Source organism: Pseudomonas fuscovaginae SE-1 (genome assembly GCF_000364705.1).
Lineage (GTDB): Bacteria > Pseudomonadota > Gammaproteobacteria > Pseudomonadales > Pseudomonadaceae > Aquipseudomonas > Aquipseudomonas fuscovaginae_A.
On the sequence record NZ_AQOH01000027.1, the window covers coordinates 15,489 to 30,001 of the forward strand.

Sequence of the window (14,513 nt, forward strand, 5' to 3'; positions counted from 1 at the left end):
CCACGGGATCCAGGTGCGTCCATCGATCCTGTATATGGCCTGCCCTTGTGGAAGCCGCCTCCCACAAGGGGGAGTGGGCTGGCTGGCTCAAAGTGCCAGGTGCCGGCTCAGCAGGGCTCTGAGTGCCGCCGGTTTCACCGGCTTGGCCAGATAGTCCAGGCCGACGCCATGGACCTGCGCGACGGTTTCCTGCCGGCCGTCGGCGCTGATCACCACACCGGGCAGCGGTTCGTTCAGGCGGGCGCGTAGCCAGGCCATCAGGTCGGTGCCGGTCTCGCCGCCATCCAGGTGATAGTCCACCAGCGCCAGTTGCGGGCGAATGCCTTTCTGTAGCAGGGCTTCGCACTCCTCGCGGTTGCGTGCGGTCCACACCTGGCAGCCCCAGCGGCTGAGCAGGCTGTGCATGCCGATCAGGATGCTGTCTTCGTTGTCGATGCACAGCACCTGCGCGCCGCTCATGGGCTGCCCATTGACTGCCACGCTGGCATTGTCCATGACCTGCGTCGCACGGGCCAGCGGCACGCTGACGCTGAACACGCTGCCACGGCCCGGCCAGGAACGTACCCGCAACTGGTGCCCGAGTACCCGGCAAAGGCCGTCGGCGATCGCCAGGCCCAGCCCCAGGCCTTTTTCCGCGCGGGTCTGGTGGCTGTCCAGACGTTTGAACTCCTCGAAGATCACCTGGCGTTTGTCCTCGGGAATTCCCGGACCGCGATCCCAGACTTCCAGCAGCAACTGCTCGCCACGCCGGCGTATGCCCAGCAGCACCGGTCCCTTGGCGTAGCGGAAGGCGTTGGTCAGGAAGTTCTGCAGGATCCGTCGCAGCAGCTTGATATCGCTGTCGATCTGCAGGCGGCTGCCGCGTACCCGGAACTTGAGGCCCTGTTCCTGGGCCAGCAGCTTGAACTCCGCACCGAGGGTGTCGAACAGTTCGTTGACGGCGAATGGCTTCGCGTCCGGGGTGATCTTGCCGTTTTCCAGGCGCGAGATATCCAGCAGGTCGCTGATCAGGTCTTCGGCCGAGCGCAGCGAGCTGTCCAGGTGTTGCACCAGTTGCCGAGCCTCGGCCGACAGGCCTTCCCCCTGGTGTGACAGCGCTGCGGAAAACAGCCGGGCGGCGTTCAGCGGCTGCATCAGGTCGTGGCTGACCGCGGCGAGAAAGCGGGTCTTGGACTGGTTGGCCGCTTCGGCGTTGCCCTTGGCCTCGGTCAAGGCCAGGTTGAGTTGCGAGAGTTCGTGGGTGCGCTCGGCCACCCGTTGCTCCAGGCTCTCGTTGGCTTCGGTCAGGGCCTGCTCGGCCTCGCGGAACGGGGTGATGTCGGTGAAGCTCATGACGAACCCGCCGCCGGGCATCGGGTTGCCGATCAGTTCGATCACCCGGCCGTTGGGAAACAGCCGTTCGGAGGTGTGCGCGCGGCCCTGGCGCATCCAGTGCAGGCGCCGGGCGACATGCACCTCGGCCTCGCCCGGGCCGCACAGGCCGCGCTCGGCGTTGTAGCGGATGATGTCGGCGATCGGCCGGCCGACGCTGATCAGCCCATCCGGGTAGTTGAACAGTTCCAGGTAGCGGCGGTTCCAGGCCACCAGCTTCAGCGACTGGTCGACCACGCTGATGCCCTGGGTGATGTTCTCGATGGCGCCTTGCAGCAGTGCACGGTTGAATTGCAGCACCTCGGAGGCTTCGTCGGCGATGCGCACGACATCTTCCAGTTGCATGTCACGGCCCTCGATGGCCGCCTTGACCACCGCACGGGTCGAGGAGGCGCCGAGTACCCCGGCCAGCAGGCGTTCGGTATGGGCGATCCAGTCGCTGTCGGCGTTCTGGTTCGGGTTGAAACCCTTGCCCTGGCGATAGGCGAAGCGGATGAAGCTCTGGCGCGCCCGTTCTTCACCGACGAAGCGCGCGGCGAGGGTCAGCAGGTCTTCGATCTGCACCGCCAGCATCGAGCGGGCGCCGGGACGGGCACTGATTTCCTGGCCGATGAAGCGCCCGGCCTGCCAGTGTTCGGAGACGCGGCTGCGCGACAGTACCGAAACCCAGGCGAACAGCGTGAAGTTGCCGGCCAGCGACAGCACCACCCCCTGGGTCAGCGGGGAAATGGGCAGATCCAGCGGATTGCCGTGCAGCCAGGCGAGGCCCGGGAAACTGTCCAGCGACCAGCCCAGGCTGTGGGCGGCGATCGGCAGGATCAGGGTGTAGAACCAGATGAAGGTACCGCCGGCGATACCGGCGAATACCCCGCGACGGTTCGCCTGTTTCCAGTACAGCGCGCCGAGCATCGCCGGTGCCAGTTGGGTGACGGCGGCAAAGGCGATCTGGCCGATGGTCGCCAGGCTGGCGGTGGAGCCCAGCAGGCGGTAGCTGACGTAGGCCAGCAGAAGGATAACGACGATGCTGACCCGGCGCACCGACAGCATCCAGTGACGGAACACCTCGAACGGCCGCTCGGAGTTGGTCCGGCGCAGCAGCCAGGGCAGCAGCATGTCGTTGGAGACCATGGTCGACAGGGCCACGCTGGCGACGATCACCATCCCGGTGGCCGCCGAGGCGCCGCCGATGAAGGCCAGCAACGCCAGGGACGGGTGGGCCTGGGCCAGTGGCAGGCTGATCACGTAGGAGTCGCGCAGGACCTCGGCCGGCAGCATCATCCGCCCGGCCAGGGCGATGGGCACCACGAACAGTGCGGCGAGAATCAGGTAGGTGGGGAATACCCACTTGGCCAGCCGCAGGTCCTGGGGCTCGATATTTTCCACCACGGTGACGTGGAACTGCCGGGGCAGGCAGATGATCGCCATCATCGCCACGCCGGTCTGCACCACCATGGACGGCCAGTTGACCGTCTCGTTCCAGTATTCGGCCAGCAGCGCCGAGTTCCTGGCCTGGTCGAACAGGTCGTCGAAGCCGTCGTAGACGCCGTAGGTGATGTAGGCACCGACCGCGAGAAAGGCCAGCAGCTTGACCAGGGATTCGAAGGCGATCGCCAGCACCATGCCGCGATGGTGTTCCGTGGCGTCGAGGTTGCGGGTACCGAAGAGAATGGTGAACAGCGCCAGCACCAGCGAGACGATCAACGCCGTGTCCTGGGCCCGCACGCCCATGGCGTCGGCCCCGGCGCCGATCAGCAGGTTGACCCCGAGGACGATGGCCTTCAGTTGCAGGGCGATGTAGGGCAGCACCCCGACCAGACAGATCAGCGCCACCACCACCGCCAGCGATTGCGACTTGCCGTAGCGGGCGGCGATGAAGTCGGCGATCGAGGTGATGTTTTCCTGCTTGCTGATCAGCACCATCTTCTGCAGAACCCAGGGCGCGAACACCAGCAACAGCACCGGGCCGAGGTAGATCGGCAGGAAGGCCCAGAGCTGGTCGGCGGCCTGGCCGACCGCGCCGAAGAACGTCCAACTGGTGCAATAGACCGCCAGCGACAGGCTGTACACCCAGGCGCGCAGTCGTGGCGGCAGCGGCGCGCTGCGACGGTCGCCGTAGAAGGCGATGGCGAACATGATGGCCATATAGGCCAGGGCAACGGCGGCGATCAGCCCGCTGGACAGCGACATGGAAACTCCCGGCAAAAGACACCCCGAGGACAGTCCGGCCCCCGGGACCACAGTCTCGCACGATGGCCGGGCGGCGTCAGTGTCGACCAAGGTCGCAGCGTGGCCTTGTGTCGCAGCCTGCTCAGGTGTTCAGGGCGATGTCGATCAGGCGGTGCAGTTCTTCGACGGTCAGGGGCGCGCTGGAGAACAGCACGCGAAACACCGTCGGGGCGACGATCAGGTTGATCAGGTGGTCGATGGCGGGCCGTGGCGGGTCAGCGTGCGGGTAGCGCTCGAGGATGGTCCGCAACTGTCCGCCGAGGATTTCCACACAGTGGCAGGGGATCGATGCGCTGTTCTGGACGTCGCGCATCATGTTGCGACCCGGCTCCGAGCTGATCTCGTCCAGATACTGCTCGGCCCAGGCGCGCAGGTCGCCAAGCAGGCTGCCGGTGTCCAGCGGTGGACGGTCCGGCTGCATGCGTGCGAGCGCGACATCGGCCAGCAGCTCGGAGATATCGCCCCAGCGTCGATAGATGGTCGAGGGGGTGACGCCGGCGCGGCTGGCGATCTGCGGCACGGTGATGCTGGAACGCTCCTGTTCTTCGAGGAGCGCACGGACGGCCGCGTGAATCGATTCCTGCACCCGGGCGCTGCGGCCACCGGGGCGGATACTCTCTTTTATCGCCATGGATAAAACCTTAACACAAAGAATTTGCTTTAAGCGGAAAGCGGTAGCACACTGCACAAAAGCAAAATTTTAGCTTTTGTGGAGTCTGTTCATGTCCAACCGTGCTGAAGTCTCTGTTTCAAACCCATCCGGCCTGGTCTTCCTGGCGATCACCCTGCTGACTTTCCTGGCGGCATCCAGTGCACCCACACCCTTGTATCACCTGTACCAGGAAGCGCTGGGGTTTTCCGCCGCGACCCTGACGCTGATTTTCGGGGTCTATGCTCTGAGCCTGCTGGCAGCCTTGCTGACGGTCGGTTCGCTGTCCGACCATCTGGGGCGTCGGCCGGTGATCTTCAGTGCCTTGCTGCTGGAAATCATTGCCATGGGCCTGTTCATCGCCGCCGACAGCATACCGCTGTTGATCGCCGCCCGGGTGCTGCAGGGATTTGCCACCGGCATGGCCACCAGCGTGCTGGGGGCTGCACTGCTCGATCGAGACAATCGCAAGGGGCCGCTGGTCAACAGCCTGGCGCCGCTGCTGGGCATGGCCTGCGGGGCCTTGGGCGCGAGCCTGCTGGCGGAGTTCTGTCCACGGCCGACACGGTTGGTCTATGAACTGCTGTTGGCCTTGTTGGTGTTCCAGGCCCTGTATATCTGGCGTCTGGCGGAGAGTGTCAGCGCGCGGTCGGGAGCGCTGGCGTCTCTACGCCCGGCCCTGCATGTGCCGCCACAGGCCCGGCGGGCGTTGTGGCTGTCGTTGCCGGTCGATGTCGCGGTCTGGATGGTCGGCGGTTTCTACTCGTCGCTGGCACCGTCGTTGGTGCGGGCGGTGACGGGGTCGACCTCGAACCTGATTGGTGGCGGCCTGGTGGCGATCCTGACCCTGAGTGGCGCTGCCGCCATTTTCAGCCTGCGCGAGCGGGCCGCGGGCAAGGTCCTGCAACTGGGGGCGAGCCTGCTGGCGGTCGGGGTGGCGCTGGTGCTGGTCGCAGTGCACGAGGCGAGCCTGTGGTTGTTCTTTGTCGGCACGCTGATCACCGGCAGCGGCTTCGGTGCCGGTTTTCTCGGCGCGTTGCGCAGTGTCGTGCCGCTGGCGCAGCCTCATGAGCGGGCAGGGCTGATGTCGACCTTCTATGTGCTCAGCTACCTGGCCTTTTGCATGCCGGCCTTCCTCGCCGGGAGCCTTAGCCGCAGCCTGGGCCTGATCGTCACGACCCAGGGGTACGGCAGTGTGCTGATCCTGCTCTCGCTGGGGGCGCTGCTGGCGTTGCGTTTGCAGCGGTCGGCCAGGGCCTGCGCCGCCTGACGGCAGGGGTATTCGCCGTCGTGACTGGCGGCGAGCGCAAATTGAAAGTCGCGAAAACGGCAAGCGTCCAGTCTTTACCCGGTCGCTGACCCGGTTTTCAAGGACGATCATGCCTGCCCACGCTTCCCGGACATTCCCCCTGAATGCCGATCACCTTGCGCGCCAGCTCGCTGGCGCGGACCTGTCGCAGACCTTCTGCCTCATCCTCGAGATCGCCGCGCAACCCTTGTCCCGTCAGGCTGTACTGCTGCTGGGGGCTGGTGTACTGCCGGGCATCGGCCGGCAATTGCGGCATGTCCTGCCAGGGGCGGCGATGCGGCCGCGCGGGGCGCTGCCGCTGGCCTATGCCTTACATACCCTGCGTGAGGCCATGCTGCTCGAGCCGGACCCCAGGCGGCGGGTGTTGCTGGCCCATGAGTGCATCGACTGCCTGCTGGCCGGCCGGCGCCGGGGCATGATCGGCAGGCGCATCGCCGTGCTCCACGGCCTGGAATCGATGGACCTGGTGGTACAGGGATTCATCGCGCTGGTGGAAGTCTGTGCCTCGATTCTCAGGGACCGGGCGTTCATCATGGCGCGCCTGGGGATCACCGCCGGTTGGTTCGGCGGCGACACCGGTGTCGCGGCGAAGCTGGGCCGGCCGGCCTGTTACGGTTCGGGCGGGCATATCAGCCGGGCGCGTTTTGCGATCATGCGCAACCTGTTGCTGCGCGGCGATGATATCCGGCGCCCGGTGCCGGGAATGGAGCCGGTGCTCGACGCCTCCTGGCTGCGTCGGGAGTACCAGTTGGACCTCTATCGAAGCCTGCCTTGCACGCTGGAGGCACAGTCAGAAATGATGGCTGCCTCGGTCAGCGCCCGATGAACTGCGCCCGGTAGGCCGAGGGCGAGATATGCAGTGACGCATTGAAGTGCTGCCGCAACGACAGGGCGCTGCCGAACCCTGATTCCACGGCGATGGTCTCGATGCTCCGGGCGCTGCTTTCCAGCAGACGCTGGGCGTGGCTGAGGCGTTGGCCCAGCAGCCACTGGCCAATGGTGGTCCCGGTCATTTGCCGGAAGTGCCGGGTCAGCGAGCGGCGGCTCATGGCCGCGCGCTCCGCCAGGTCGTCCAGGGAATGGGGGTGGGTGAAGTGCTGCCCCAGCCACTGCAGCAACTGGCCGATGCGGTCCTGCTCGCCAGCGGTAGCGATCGGCCGTTCGATGAACTGCGCCTGCCCGCCGGAGCGATGGGGGGCGATCACCAGCCGGCGGGCCACCTTGTGCGTGACCTCGGCGCCGCACAGTTGCCGCATCAGGTACAGGCAGCAGTCGAGACCGGCGGCGGTACCGGCCGAGGTCAGCAGGTGCCCGGATTCGGCGTACAGTACATCGGCATCGAGTTGTACCTGCGGGTAGCGCCGAGCGAAGGCCGCGGCCCAGTTCCAGTGGGTGGTGGCCTTGCGACCGTCCAGCAGCCCGGCCTCGGCCAGAACGAAAGCCCCCAGGCACAGACCGACGATCCTTGTGCCCCGGGCATCCGCTTGGCGCAGCGCCTCGAGCAGGGCTTCGGGCGGCCGCTCCTCGGTATCGCGCCACGACGGCATGATGATCACGTCGGCCTGCTTCAGCGCTTCCAGCCCATGGTGCACCTGAATATCGAAACCGGCCGAGGTACTGAGCGGCCCTGGCTCGAACCCGCAGACCCTGAGGGAAAACCGTGGCATATCGATGCCTTCGCGTTGCTCGGCGAACACCAGGGCCGGTACGGACAGGTGGAACGGGCTGATACCGTTGAAAGCGATCACGGCGATATGGACGGTGGTCATCGGGCTGGCCTCGGGTAAACAGGTTTGGCCTGATCTTATCGAATATTGTCTTTCAGGCCACTTCTGCGTTTCGCCGTGGCGCGCAATCATGGGCTCCCGAACCCACTGCCAGGTGTAGAGCCATGTCCCAAGCCCCCCGTCGTGCGCTGATCGTGATCGATGTGCAGAATGAATACGTCAGCGGCAACCTGCTGATCGAATACCCGCCGGTCAGTGAATCGCTGGCCAACATCGGCAGGGCCATCGACGCGGCGAATGCCGCCGGTATTCCGGTGGTGGTCGTGCAGAACGACGCCCCGGCGACGTCGCCCCTGTTCGCCATCGGCTCGCCGGGCTGGGAGCTGCATCCGGTGGTTGCCTCGCGCCGGCATGATCATCGGGTGAACAAGACCCTGCCCAGCGCCTTTGCCGATACCGATCTGGCCCAATGGCTGGTGCGGCACGAGATCGATACCCTGAGCGTGGTCGGCTACATGACCCACAACTGCAATGCCTCGACGATCTTCGAAGCCACCCACCGTGGCCTGTCGGTCGAATTTCTCGACGACGCCACCGGCTCGTTGCCCTACGCCAACGAAGCGGGGCGGGCCAGCGCCGAGGAAATCCATCGGGTGTTCAGCGTGGTGTTCCATACCCGATTCGCCGCCGTGGCCAGTACCGCGCAGTGGCTGTCGGCGGTGGAGCAGGGCGTGGCCCTGTCGCGCTCTTCGATCCCGGCCTCCAACCAACAGGCGCTGCAACAGCCATGACGGTCATCCACAGTCGCGACTTCACCGGTGACCGGCCCTGGGCGGCGCTGGACATTGCCCGGATGAACGGCATCAGTACCCGCCTGCACTGGACCGACCAGCCCTATATCTGGCACGTCAATGACGGGCAGGAAGTATTTGTGGTGCTGGATGGCCAGGTGCGCATGCGTTACCGCCTGGAGGGGGTCGAGCAGGCGGTGCTGTTGGAAAGCGGCGATATCTTCTACGCCGGCATCGGCTGCGAGCATCTGGCCGAGCCGCAAGGTCCGGCGCGGGTGCTGGTGATCGAGAGCGAGGGTAGTATCTGACGTATATCTTTGAAATAGATAAGTTATAGAGAAAATACCCGTTATATAGATATTCGATTGGGTTCTATGATGGCTGCAACCTCACCGGAGGACAGGAGCCAACCATGCAAACCTGCACCAACAGCGTCAAACCCGGGCTGCGGCCACTGAGCCATTTACAGCACCCTCTCGAAGCCATTCGCCAGTTCACTCCCAACTGGTTCGCCGCGACCATGGGCACGGGGGTCCTGGCCCTGGCGCTGGCACAACTGCCGGTCGCGGTGCCGGGCCTGCGTGCCGTGGCCGAGGGCCTGTGGCTGTTCAACATCCTGCTGTTCAGCGTGTTCAGCCTGCTCTACGGCGCACGCTGGGTGTTGTTCTTCGATGAGGCACGGCGGATTTTCGGTCATTCCACCGTCTCGATGTTCTTCGGCACCATTCCCATGGGGCTGGCGACCATCATCAATGGCTTCCTGGTGTTCGGCATACCGCATTGGGGCGATCACGCGGTGCGTATCGCCGAAACCTTGTGGTGGCTCGATGTAGCGATGTCCCTGGCCTGTGGCGTGCTGATTCCCTACATGATGTTCACGCGCCAGGCACACAGCATCGACCAGATGACCGCCGTCTGGCTGCTGCCGGTGGTCGCGGCCGAAGTGGCGGCTGCCAGCGGTGCGCTGCTGGCCCCGCACCTGGCGGACTATGGCATGCAGTTCAAGGTGCTGGTTACCAGCTACGTGCTCTGGGCTTTCTCGGTGCCCGTGGCGTTCAGCATCCTCGCCATCCTGCTGTTGCGCATGGCGCTGCACAAGCTGCCTCACGAAAACATGGCGGCGTCGAGCTGGCTGGCCCTGGGGCCGATCGGTACCGGTGCCTTGGGCATGCTGTTGCTGGGGGCGGACTCGCCGGCGGTGTTCGCTGCCAACGGTTTGCCGGGCATCGGCGAGATCGCCAATGGCCTGGGACTGGTCGCCGGGCTCATCCTCTGGGGCTTCGGCCTTTGGTGGATGCTGATGGCGGTGCTGATCACCCTGCGTTACCTGCGCAGCGGCATTCCGTTCAATCTTGGCTGGTGGGGGTTCACCTTCCCCCTGGGGGTCTATTCGTTGACCACATTGAAACTGGGCAGTGTGCTGCACCTGGGCTTTTTCAACGGCTTTGGCCTGTTGCTGGTCGGGTTGCTGACGGTCCTGTGGCTGATCATCGGCACCCGCACACTGCGCGGGGCCTACCGGGGAGAGCTGTTCGTTTCGCCCTGTATCGCAGGAATCGAGAAATAAATCCTCAGGATTAGGTAATGTTGTGGCCTGGAGCGGTGATCCGCATTCCAACAAGAAAGCCGCTCTCGGCGCCACTCAGGACCACGGAAGATGAGTCACCCTTCACAGTTCAGTCTGTTGCGTACACGGCGTTTCCTGCCGTTCTTCGTGACCCAGTCGCTCGGCGCGTTCAACGACAACGTTTTCAAGCAGTCGCTGATCCTCGCCATCCTCTACAAACTGAGCATCGATGGTGACCGTGGCATCTGGGTCAACCTCTGCGCCTTGCTGTTCATCCTGCCGTTTTTCCTGTTCTCGGCCCTGGCCGGGCAGTTCGGCGAGAAGTTCGCCAAGGATGCGCTGATCCGTGTGATCAAGCTCGCAGAGATCGCCATCATGGCAATCGGCGCGGTGGGCTTTGTGTTCGATCACCTGTCGCTGATGTTGCTGACATTGTTCGCCATGGGCACCCACTCGGCGCTGTTCGGGCCGGTGAAGTACTCGATCCTGCCCCAGGCGTTGCGTGAGGAGGAGCTGGTTGGCGGCAACGGCCTGGTGGAAATGGGCACCTTCCTGGCGATCCTCGCCGGGACCATCGGCGCCGGGATCATGATGTCCTCGTCCCATTACGCGACGATCGTGTCCGCCGCCATCGTGCTGGTGGCGGTATTGGGCTACCTGGCCAGTCGCGGCATTCCACGGGCGGCGGCCTCCAGCCCGGAACTGCGCCTGGATTGGAACATCCTCAGCCAGTCCTGGGCGACCCTGCGCCTGGGCCTGGGACAGACTCCGGCGGTGTCGCGTTCGATCGTCGGCAACTCCTGGTTCTGGTTCGTCGGGGCGATCTACCTGACGCAGATTCCCGCCTATGCCAAGGAGTGGATGTACGGCGACGAAAGCGTGGTGACGCTGATTCTCACGGTGTTCTCGGTGGGTATCGCTGCCGGCTCGATGCTTTGCGAACGCCTGTCCGGGCGCAAGGTGGAAATCGGCCTGGTGCCCTTCGGCTCGCTCGGCATGACCCTGTTCGGCCTGTTGCTGTGGTGGCATTCGGGCAATCTGCCACAGAGCGTTCAGGCCAACGACTGGTGGGCCCTGCTGCATCACAGCCAGGCCTGGTGGGTGCTGCTCGACATTCTCGGCCTGGGAATCTTCGGCGGTTTCTACATCGTGCCGCTGTACGCGCTGATCCAGTCGCGCACCGCGGAAAACGAGCGGGCCCGGGTGATTGCCGCGAACAACATTCTCAACGCGCTGTTCATGGTGGTGTCGGCGATCGTGTCGATCCTGTTGCTGAGTGTGGCGAAACTGTCGATTCCTGAACTGTTCCTGGTGGTATCGCTGATGAACATCGCGGTCAACACCTACATCTTCAAGATCGTCCCCGAGTTCAGCATGCGCTTCATGATCTGGCTGCTCAGCCATTCCATGTACCGGGTCGAGCACCGCAACCTCGAGCTGATCCCCGATGAGGGGCCGGCGCTGCTGGTGTGCAATCACGTATCGTTCGTCGATGCGCTGCTGATCGGTGGCGCTGTGCGGCGGCCGATCCGTTTCGTCATGTACTACAAGATCTACCGGCTGCCGGTGCTCAACTTCATCTTCCGTACCGCCGGGGCGATTCCGATTGCCGGACGGGGCGAGGACCTGGAGATCTACGAGCAGGCGTTCAGGAAGATCGCCGAGTACCTCAACGAGGGTGAACTGGTGTGCATCTTCCCCGAGGGCAAGCTGACCGGCGATGGCGAGATCAACGAGTTCAAGGGCGGCATGACCCGCGTGCTGGAGGAAACCCCGGTGCCGGTGATCCCGCTGGCGCTGCAGGGGCTGTGGGGTAGTTTCTTCAGTCGTGATCCGCAGAAGGGCCTCTTCCGCCGTCTGTGGTCACGGGTGACGCTGGTGGCCGGGCCGGCGGTGGCCGCCGAGCTGGCGCAGCCATCGCGGTTGCGCGAGCAGGTGTTGCAGTTGCGCGGGATGGAGCGCCGCTAGAAGGCACGCCTTTTGGGGAGAACGCGCAAACTTGGCTGCCTGCGCAAATCTGTGGGAACCGGCTTGCTGGCGATAGCGATCCGACAGTCGGCATCTCTGTTGGCTGACACGCCGCTATAGCCAGCAAGCCGGCTCCCACAATGACCGAGTCGTGTCAGGCCCTGGTGTGGGGGGCAATCAGACAATCCACTTCAGTCAGGAGGCGGAGACCTTCAGGCCGATCAGCCCGGCGATGATCAGGGCCACGCTCGCCAGTCGGACCAGGGCCATGGACTCGCCGAACAGGATGATCCCGGCAATGACCGTTCCCACCGCGCCGACACCGGTCCACACCGCATAGGCGGTACCCAGTGGCAGTTCCTTCACGGCAAGGCCGAGCAGGCCGATGCTGACGGCCATGGCGGCGACGGTCAGTACGGTAGGAAGTGGACGGCTGAAGCCATCGGTGTATTTCAGGCCAACGGCCCAGCCGATTTCAAACAGACCGGCGCAGAACAGAATGATCCAGGACATGTGAACCTCCATCGGTGGATGGGGCCGTCCCCGGATTGATCGCTCTAACGAGCCGCAGGGTCGTCCCTGCCTTGTGCATTATCGTGCACATTATCCCTCCGGGGAGCAAGCTTTCGCTCAATCGGCCGCCTTGCGCTCCTGGCCGTCGGTCATCTTGCGAAACCAGGTGGATAGCAGTGCGCCGGAAATGTTGTGCCAGACGCTGAACAGCGCACTCGGCACCGCCGCCAATGGCGAGAAGTGCGCGCTGGCCAGTGCCGCCCCCAGCCCTGAATTCTGCATGCCGACTTCCAGGGCCAGCGATTTGCGCTGGGCCAGCGGAAGCTTGAACAGGCGCCCGGTGAAGTATCCGAGCAGGTAGCCGAAGCTGTTGTGCAGCATCACCACCGCCATGATCAGCAGCCCCGACTCGGCGATCTTCGCCTGGCTGGCGGCAACCACCGCCGCGACGATGATCACGATGCTGATCACCGAGACCAGCGGCAGCACCTCGACCGCATGACGGACCCGGTCACCCAGCAGGCGCTGGGCAATCACGCCGAGCACGATCGGCAGCAGGACGACCTGCAGGATCGACCAGAACAGCTCCGCGAACGAAACCGGCAACCAGGCCGAGGCCAGCAGCCAGATCAGCGCCGGGGTCAGCAGCGGGGCGAGCAGGGTGGTCACCGCGGCGATCGCCACTGACAGCGCCAGGTCGCCGCGGGCCAGCCAGGTCATCACGTTGGAGGCGGTGCCGCTCGGGCAGCAACCCACCAGGATCACCCCGACGGCGATTTCCGCCGGCAGGTGGAAGGCCTGACAGAGCAGCCAGGCCACGCCGGGCATGATGACGAAATGCGCGACCACGCCGAGGGCCACGCGCCAGGGATGGCGGGCGACCTCGGCGAAGTCTTCGAGCTTGAGGGTCAGGCCCATGCCGAACATCACCAGACCGAGCAGGGGCACGATGGCGACTTTCAGACCGAGGAACCAGCCGGGCAGCAGGAACGCCAGTACGGCGAAAACCAGTACCCAGCAGGCGAAGGTGTTACCGACAAAACGGCTCAGGGCCGCCAGTGCACGCATGGTGTTTTCCTTGTCATATGCGGTGTCGGGGCTGACAAGCGCCTATCTGTAGGAGCCTGGCTTGCCAGCGAAGCTTTTCATCGGCCTCGCGGGCCTCTTCGCCGGCAAGCCGGGCTCCTACAAGGGCTTGGTGATCCCGAGATCCTTTCGTTGGCAATCCAGCCGCCAGCAGGGCGGTGTCGGCCCTGGGCTCTGCGTATGGTCGATCAAATGCCCTGCGGGATTTCCTCGCCGCCCAGGGCCTCGAACAGTTCCGGCAGGAACTCGCCGAAGGTCAGCATCATCAGGGTGAAGCTGGCGTCCAACTGGCCCAGGGCTTCGTCGCCACCGTCCTGTTCGGCCTGGTCCTGCAGCAGGTCCTCGAACTTCAGGCGCTTGACTACCATCTTGTCGTCGAGCACGAAGGACAGCTTGTCCTGCCAGGCGAGGGCCAGTTGGGTGACCATCTTGCCGGTGCTCAAGTGCAGTTGGATCTCGTCGCCGGTCAGGTCCTGGCGCTTGCAGCGGATGATGCCGCCGTCTTCCTGGACGTCACGCAGTTCGCACTCGTCGAGGACGAAGAAGTTGTCGGCGGCCTTGAGGGTCTTGACCCAATCGGTCATCACCGCGGTCGGTGCGACCTTCACGGTCAGTGGTCGCACCGGCAGGGTGCCGAGCACTTCACGCAGGGTCGACAGCAGGTCTTCGGCGCGTTTCGGGCTGGCCGAGTTGACCAGGATCAGGCCCTGTTTCGGCGCGATCGCGGCGAAGGTCGCCGAACGGCGGATAAAGGCGCGTGGCAGGAAGGCCTGGATGATTTCATCCTTGAGCTGGTCGCGTTCCTTCTTGTAGACCTTGCGCATCTGTTCGGCTTCGATCTCTTCGACCTTTTCCTTCAGTGCATCACGCACTACGCTGCCCGGCAGGATGCGTTCTTCCTTGCGGGCCGAAACCAGCAGGAAATCGCCGCTGACATGCACCAGCGGGGCGTCTTCGCCCTTGCCGAACGGCGCGACGAAACCATAGGTGGTCAACTCCTGGCTTGCGCAGGGGCGGGCCGGTTTGGTCGCCAGCGCGGCCTCCAGGGCCTCGGCGTCAAAAGGCAGATCCTGGGTCAGGCGGTAGATCAGCAGGTTCTTGAACCACATGGGGCGAATCTCTCCTTTATACAAAGGTGGGCATTATTGTCTTCGTGGCCCGATAGGCCAACCCTCTGCTAAGTCTTTGGAAGGCCTGAAAAAAATATTGAAGAAAGTGCTTGCCAGAGTGGGGAGTGCTCCGTAGAATGCGCGCCACACCGAAAGCGAAGGGTGATTAGCTCAGCCGGGAGAGCATCTGCCTTACA

12 protein-coding genes are annotated in these 14,513 nt (G+C 64.4%); 6 read left to right on the forward strand and 6 right to left on the reverse strand.

The features are described from left to right. Positions 1-87 precede the first annotated feature (87 nt). Both K675_RS0103840 and K675_RS0103845 read right to left on the reverse strand, forming a co-directional pair. Entirely contained in the window at positions 88-3,558 is a 3,471-nt protein-coding gene (locus K675_RS0103840) for a hybrid sensor histidine kinase/response regulator (RefSeq protein WP_017902191.1), read from the reverse strand. A gap of 121 nt (positions 3,559-3,679) precedes the next feature. Then, complete coding sequence (locus tag K675_RS0103845; protein ID WP_026144905.1) at positions 3,680-4,228, reverse strand: TetR/AcrR family transcriptional regulator; 549 nt, start codon at positions 4,226-4,228, stop codon at positions 3,680-3,682. Positions 4,229-4,319: 91 nt separating this feature from the next. On the opposite strand from K675_RS0103845, the gene K675_RS0103850 reads away from it, so the two are divergent. Continuing rightward, positions 4,320-5,516: an MFS transporter gene (locus K675_RS0103850; RefSeq protein ID WP_017902193.1), complete on the forward strand. Its 1,197-nt coding sequence runs from the start codon at positions 4,320-4,322 to the stop codon at positions 5,514-5,516. 109 nt (positions 5,517-5,625) lie between these two features. Next, positions 5,626-6,381 carry a hypothetical protein gene (locus K675_RS0103855; protein ID WP_017902194.1) on the forward strand — a complete coding sequence of 252 codons (756 nt, stop codon included), beginning with the start codon at positions 5,626-5,628 and terminating at the stop codon, positions 6,379-6,381. On the opposite strand, the gene K675_RS0103860 is transcribed toward K675_RS0103855, so the two are convergent. Next, on the reverse strand, positions 6,368-7,324 hold the full coding sequence (locus K675_RS0103860; RefSeq protein ID WP_017902195.1) for a GlxA family transcriptional regulator: 957 nt from the start codon (positions 7,322-7,324) through the stop codon (positions 6,368-6,370). The genes K675_RS0103855 and K675_RS0103860 overlap by 14 nt on opposite strands. Before the next feature lie 122 nt (positions 7,325-7,446). On the opposite strand from K675_RS0103860, the gene K675_RS0103865 reads away from it, so the two are divergent. From K675_RS0103865 to K675_RS0103880, 4 genes are all read left to right on the forward strand, one after another. After that, positions 7,447-8,073, forward strand: a complete 627-nt coding sequence (locus K675_RS0103865; RefSeq protein ID WP_017902196.1) for a cysteine hydrolase family protein — start codon at positions 7,447-7,449, stop codon at positions 8,071-8,073. Beyond that, positions 8,070-8,381 carry a cupin gene (locus K675_RS0103870; protein ID WP_017902197.1) on the forward strand — a complete coding sequence of 104 codons (312 nt, stop codon included), beginning with the start codon at positions 8,070-8,072 and terminating at the stop codon, positions 8,379-8,381. The genes K675_RS0103865 and K675_RS0103870 overlap by 4 nt, the downstream gene beginning before the upstream one ends. Positions 8,382-8,485: 104 nt before the next feature. Next, positions 8,486-9,640 (forward strand): TDT family transporter, encoded by a 1,155-nt coding sequence (locus K675_RS0103875; protein ID WP_017902198.1) that lies wholly within the window; start codon positions 8,486-8,488, stop codon positions 9,638-9,640. 90 nt (positions 9,641-9,730) lie between these two features. Further along, positions 9,731-11,608: an MFS transporter gene (locus K675_RS0103880; RefSeq protein WP_017902199.1), complete on the forward strand. Its 1,878-nt coding sequence runs from the start codon at positions 9,731-9,733 to the stop codon at positions 11,606-11,608. A gap of 195 nt (positions 11,609-11,803) precedes the next feature. On the opposite strand, the gene sugE is transcribed toward K675_RS0103880, so the two are convergent. The 3 genes from sugE to rdgC all read right to left on the reverse strand — a co-directional run bounded on the left by sugE (position 11,804) and on the right by rdgC (position 14,316). Next, complete coding sequence (gene sugE, locus K675_RS0103885) at positions 11,804-12,121, reverse strand: quaternary ammonium compound efflux SMR transporter SugE (protein WP_017902200.1); 318 nt, start codon at positions 12,119-12,121, stop codon at positions 11,804-11,806. Positions 12,122-12,238: 117 nt separating this feature from the next. After that, entirely contained in the window at positions 12,239-13,189 is a 951-nt protein-coding gene (locus K675_RS0103890; RefSeq protein WP_017902201.1) for a bile acid:sodium symporter family protein, read from the reverse strand. Between the two features lie 206 nt (positions 13,190-13,395). After that, positions 13,396-14,316, reverse strand: a complete 921-nt coding sequence (rdgC, locus tag K675_RS0103895; RefSeq protein ID WP_017902202.1) for a recombination-associated protein RdgC — start codon at positions 14,314-14,316, stop codon at positions 13,396-13,398. Positions 14,317-14,513: the final 197 nt, after the last annotated feature.

Coding starts and splice junctions, on each gene's coding strand:
- K675_RS0103840 (WP_017902191.1), bottom strand. CDS start 3,558: ATGTCGCTGTCCAGCGGGCTGATCGCCGCCGTTGCCCTGGCCTATATG.
- K675_RS0103845 (WP_026144905.1), bottom strand. CDS start 4,228: ATGGCGATAAAAGAGAGTATCCGCCCCGGTGGCCGCAGCGCCCGGGTG.
- K675_RS0103850 (WP_017902193.1), top strand. CDS start 4,320: ATGTCCAACCGTGCTGAAGTCTCTGTTTCAAACCCATCCGGCCTGGTC.
- K675_RS0103855 (WP_017902194.1), top strand. CDS start 5,626: ATGCCTGCCCACGCTTCCCGGACATTCCCCCTGAATGCCGATCACCTT.
- K675_RS0103860 (WP_017902195.1), bottom strand. CDS start 7,324: ATGACCACCGTCCATATCGCCGTGATCGCTTTCAACGGTATCAGCCCG.
- K675_RS0103865 (WP_017902196.1), top strand. CDS start 7,447: ATGTCCCAAGCCCCCCGTCGTGCGCTGATCGTGATCGATGTGCAGAAT.
- K675_RS0103870 (WP_017902197.1), top strand. CDS start 8,070: ATGACGGTCATCCACAGTCGCGACTTCACCGGTGACCGGCCCTGGGCG.
- K675_RS0103875 (WP_017902198.1), top strand. CDS start 8,486: ATGCAAACCTGCACCAACAGCGTCAAACCCGGGCTGCGGCCACTGAGC.
- K675_RS0103880 (WP_017902199.1), top strand. CDS start 9,731: ATGAGTCACCCTTCACAGTTCAGTCTGTTGCGTACACGGCGTTTCCTG.
- sugE (WP_017902200.1), bottom strand. CDS start 12,121: ATGTCCTGGATCATTCTGTTCTGCGCCGGTCTGTTTGAAATCGGCTGG.
- K675_RS0103890 (WP_017902201.1), bottom strand. CDS start 13,189: ATGCGTGCACTGGCGGCCCTGAGCCGTTTTGTCGGTAACACCTTCGCC.
- rdgC (WP_017902202.1), bottom strand. CDS start 14,316: ATGTGGTTCAAGAACCTGCTGATCTACCGCCTGACCCAGGATCTGCCT.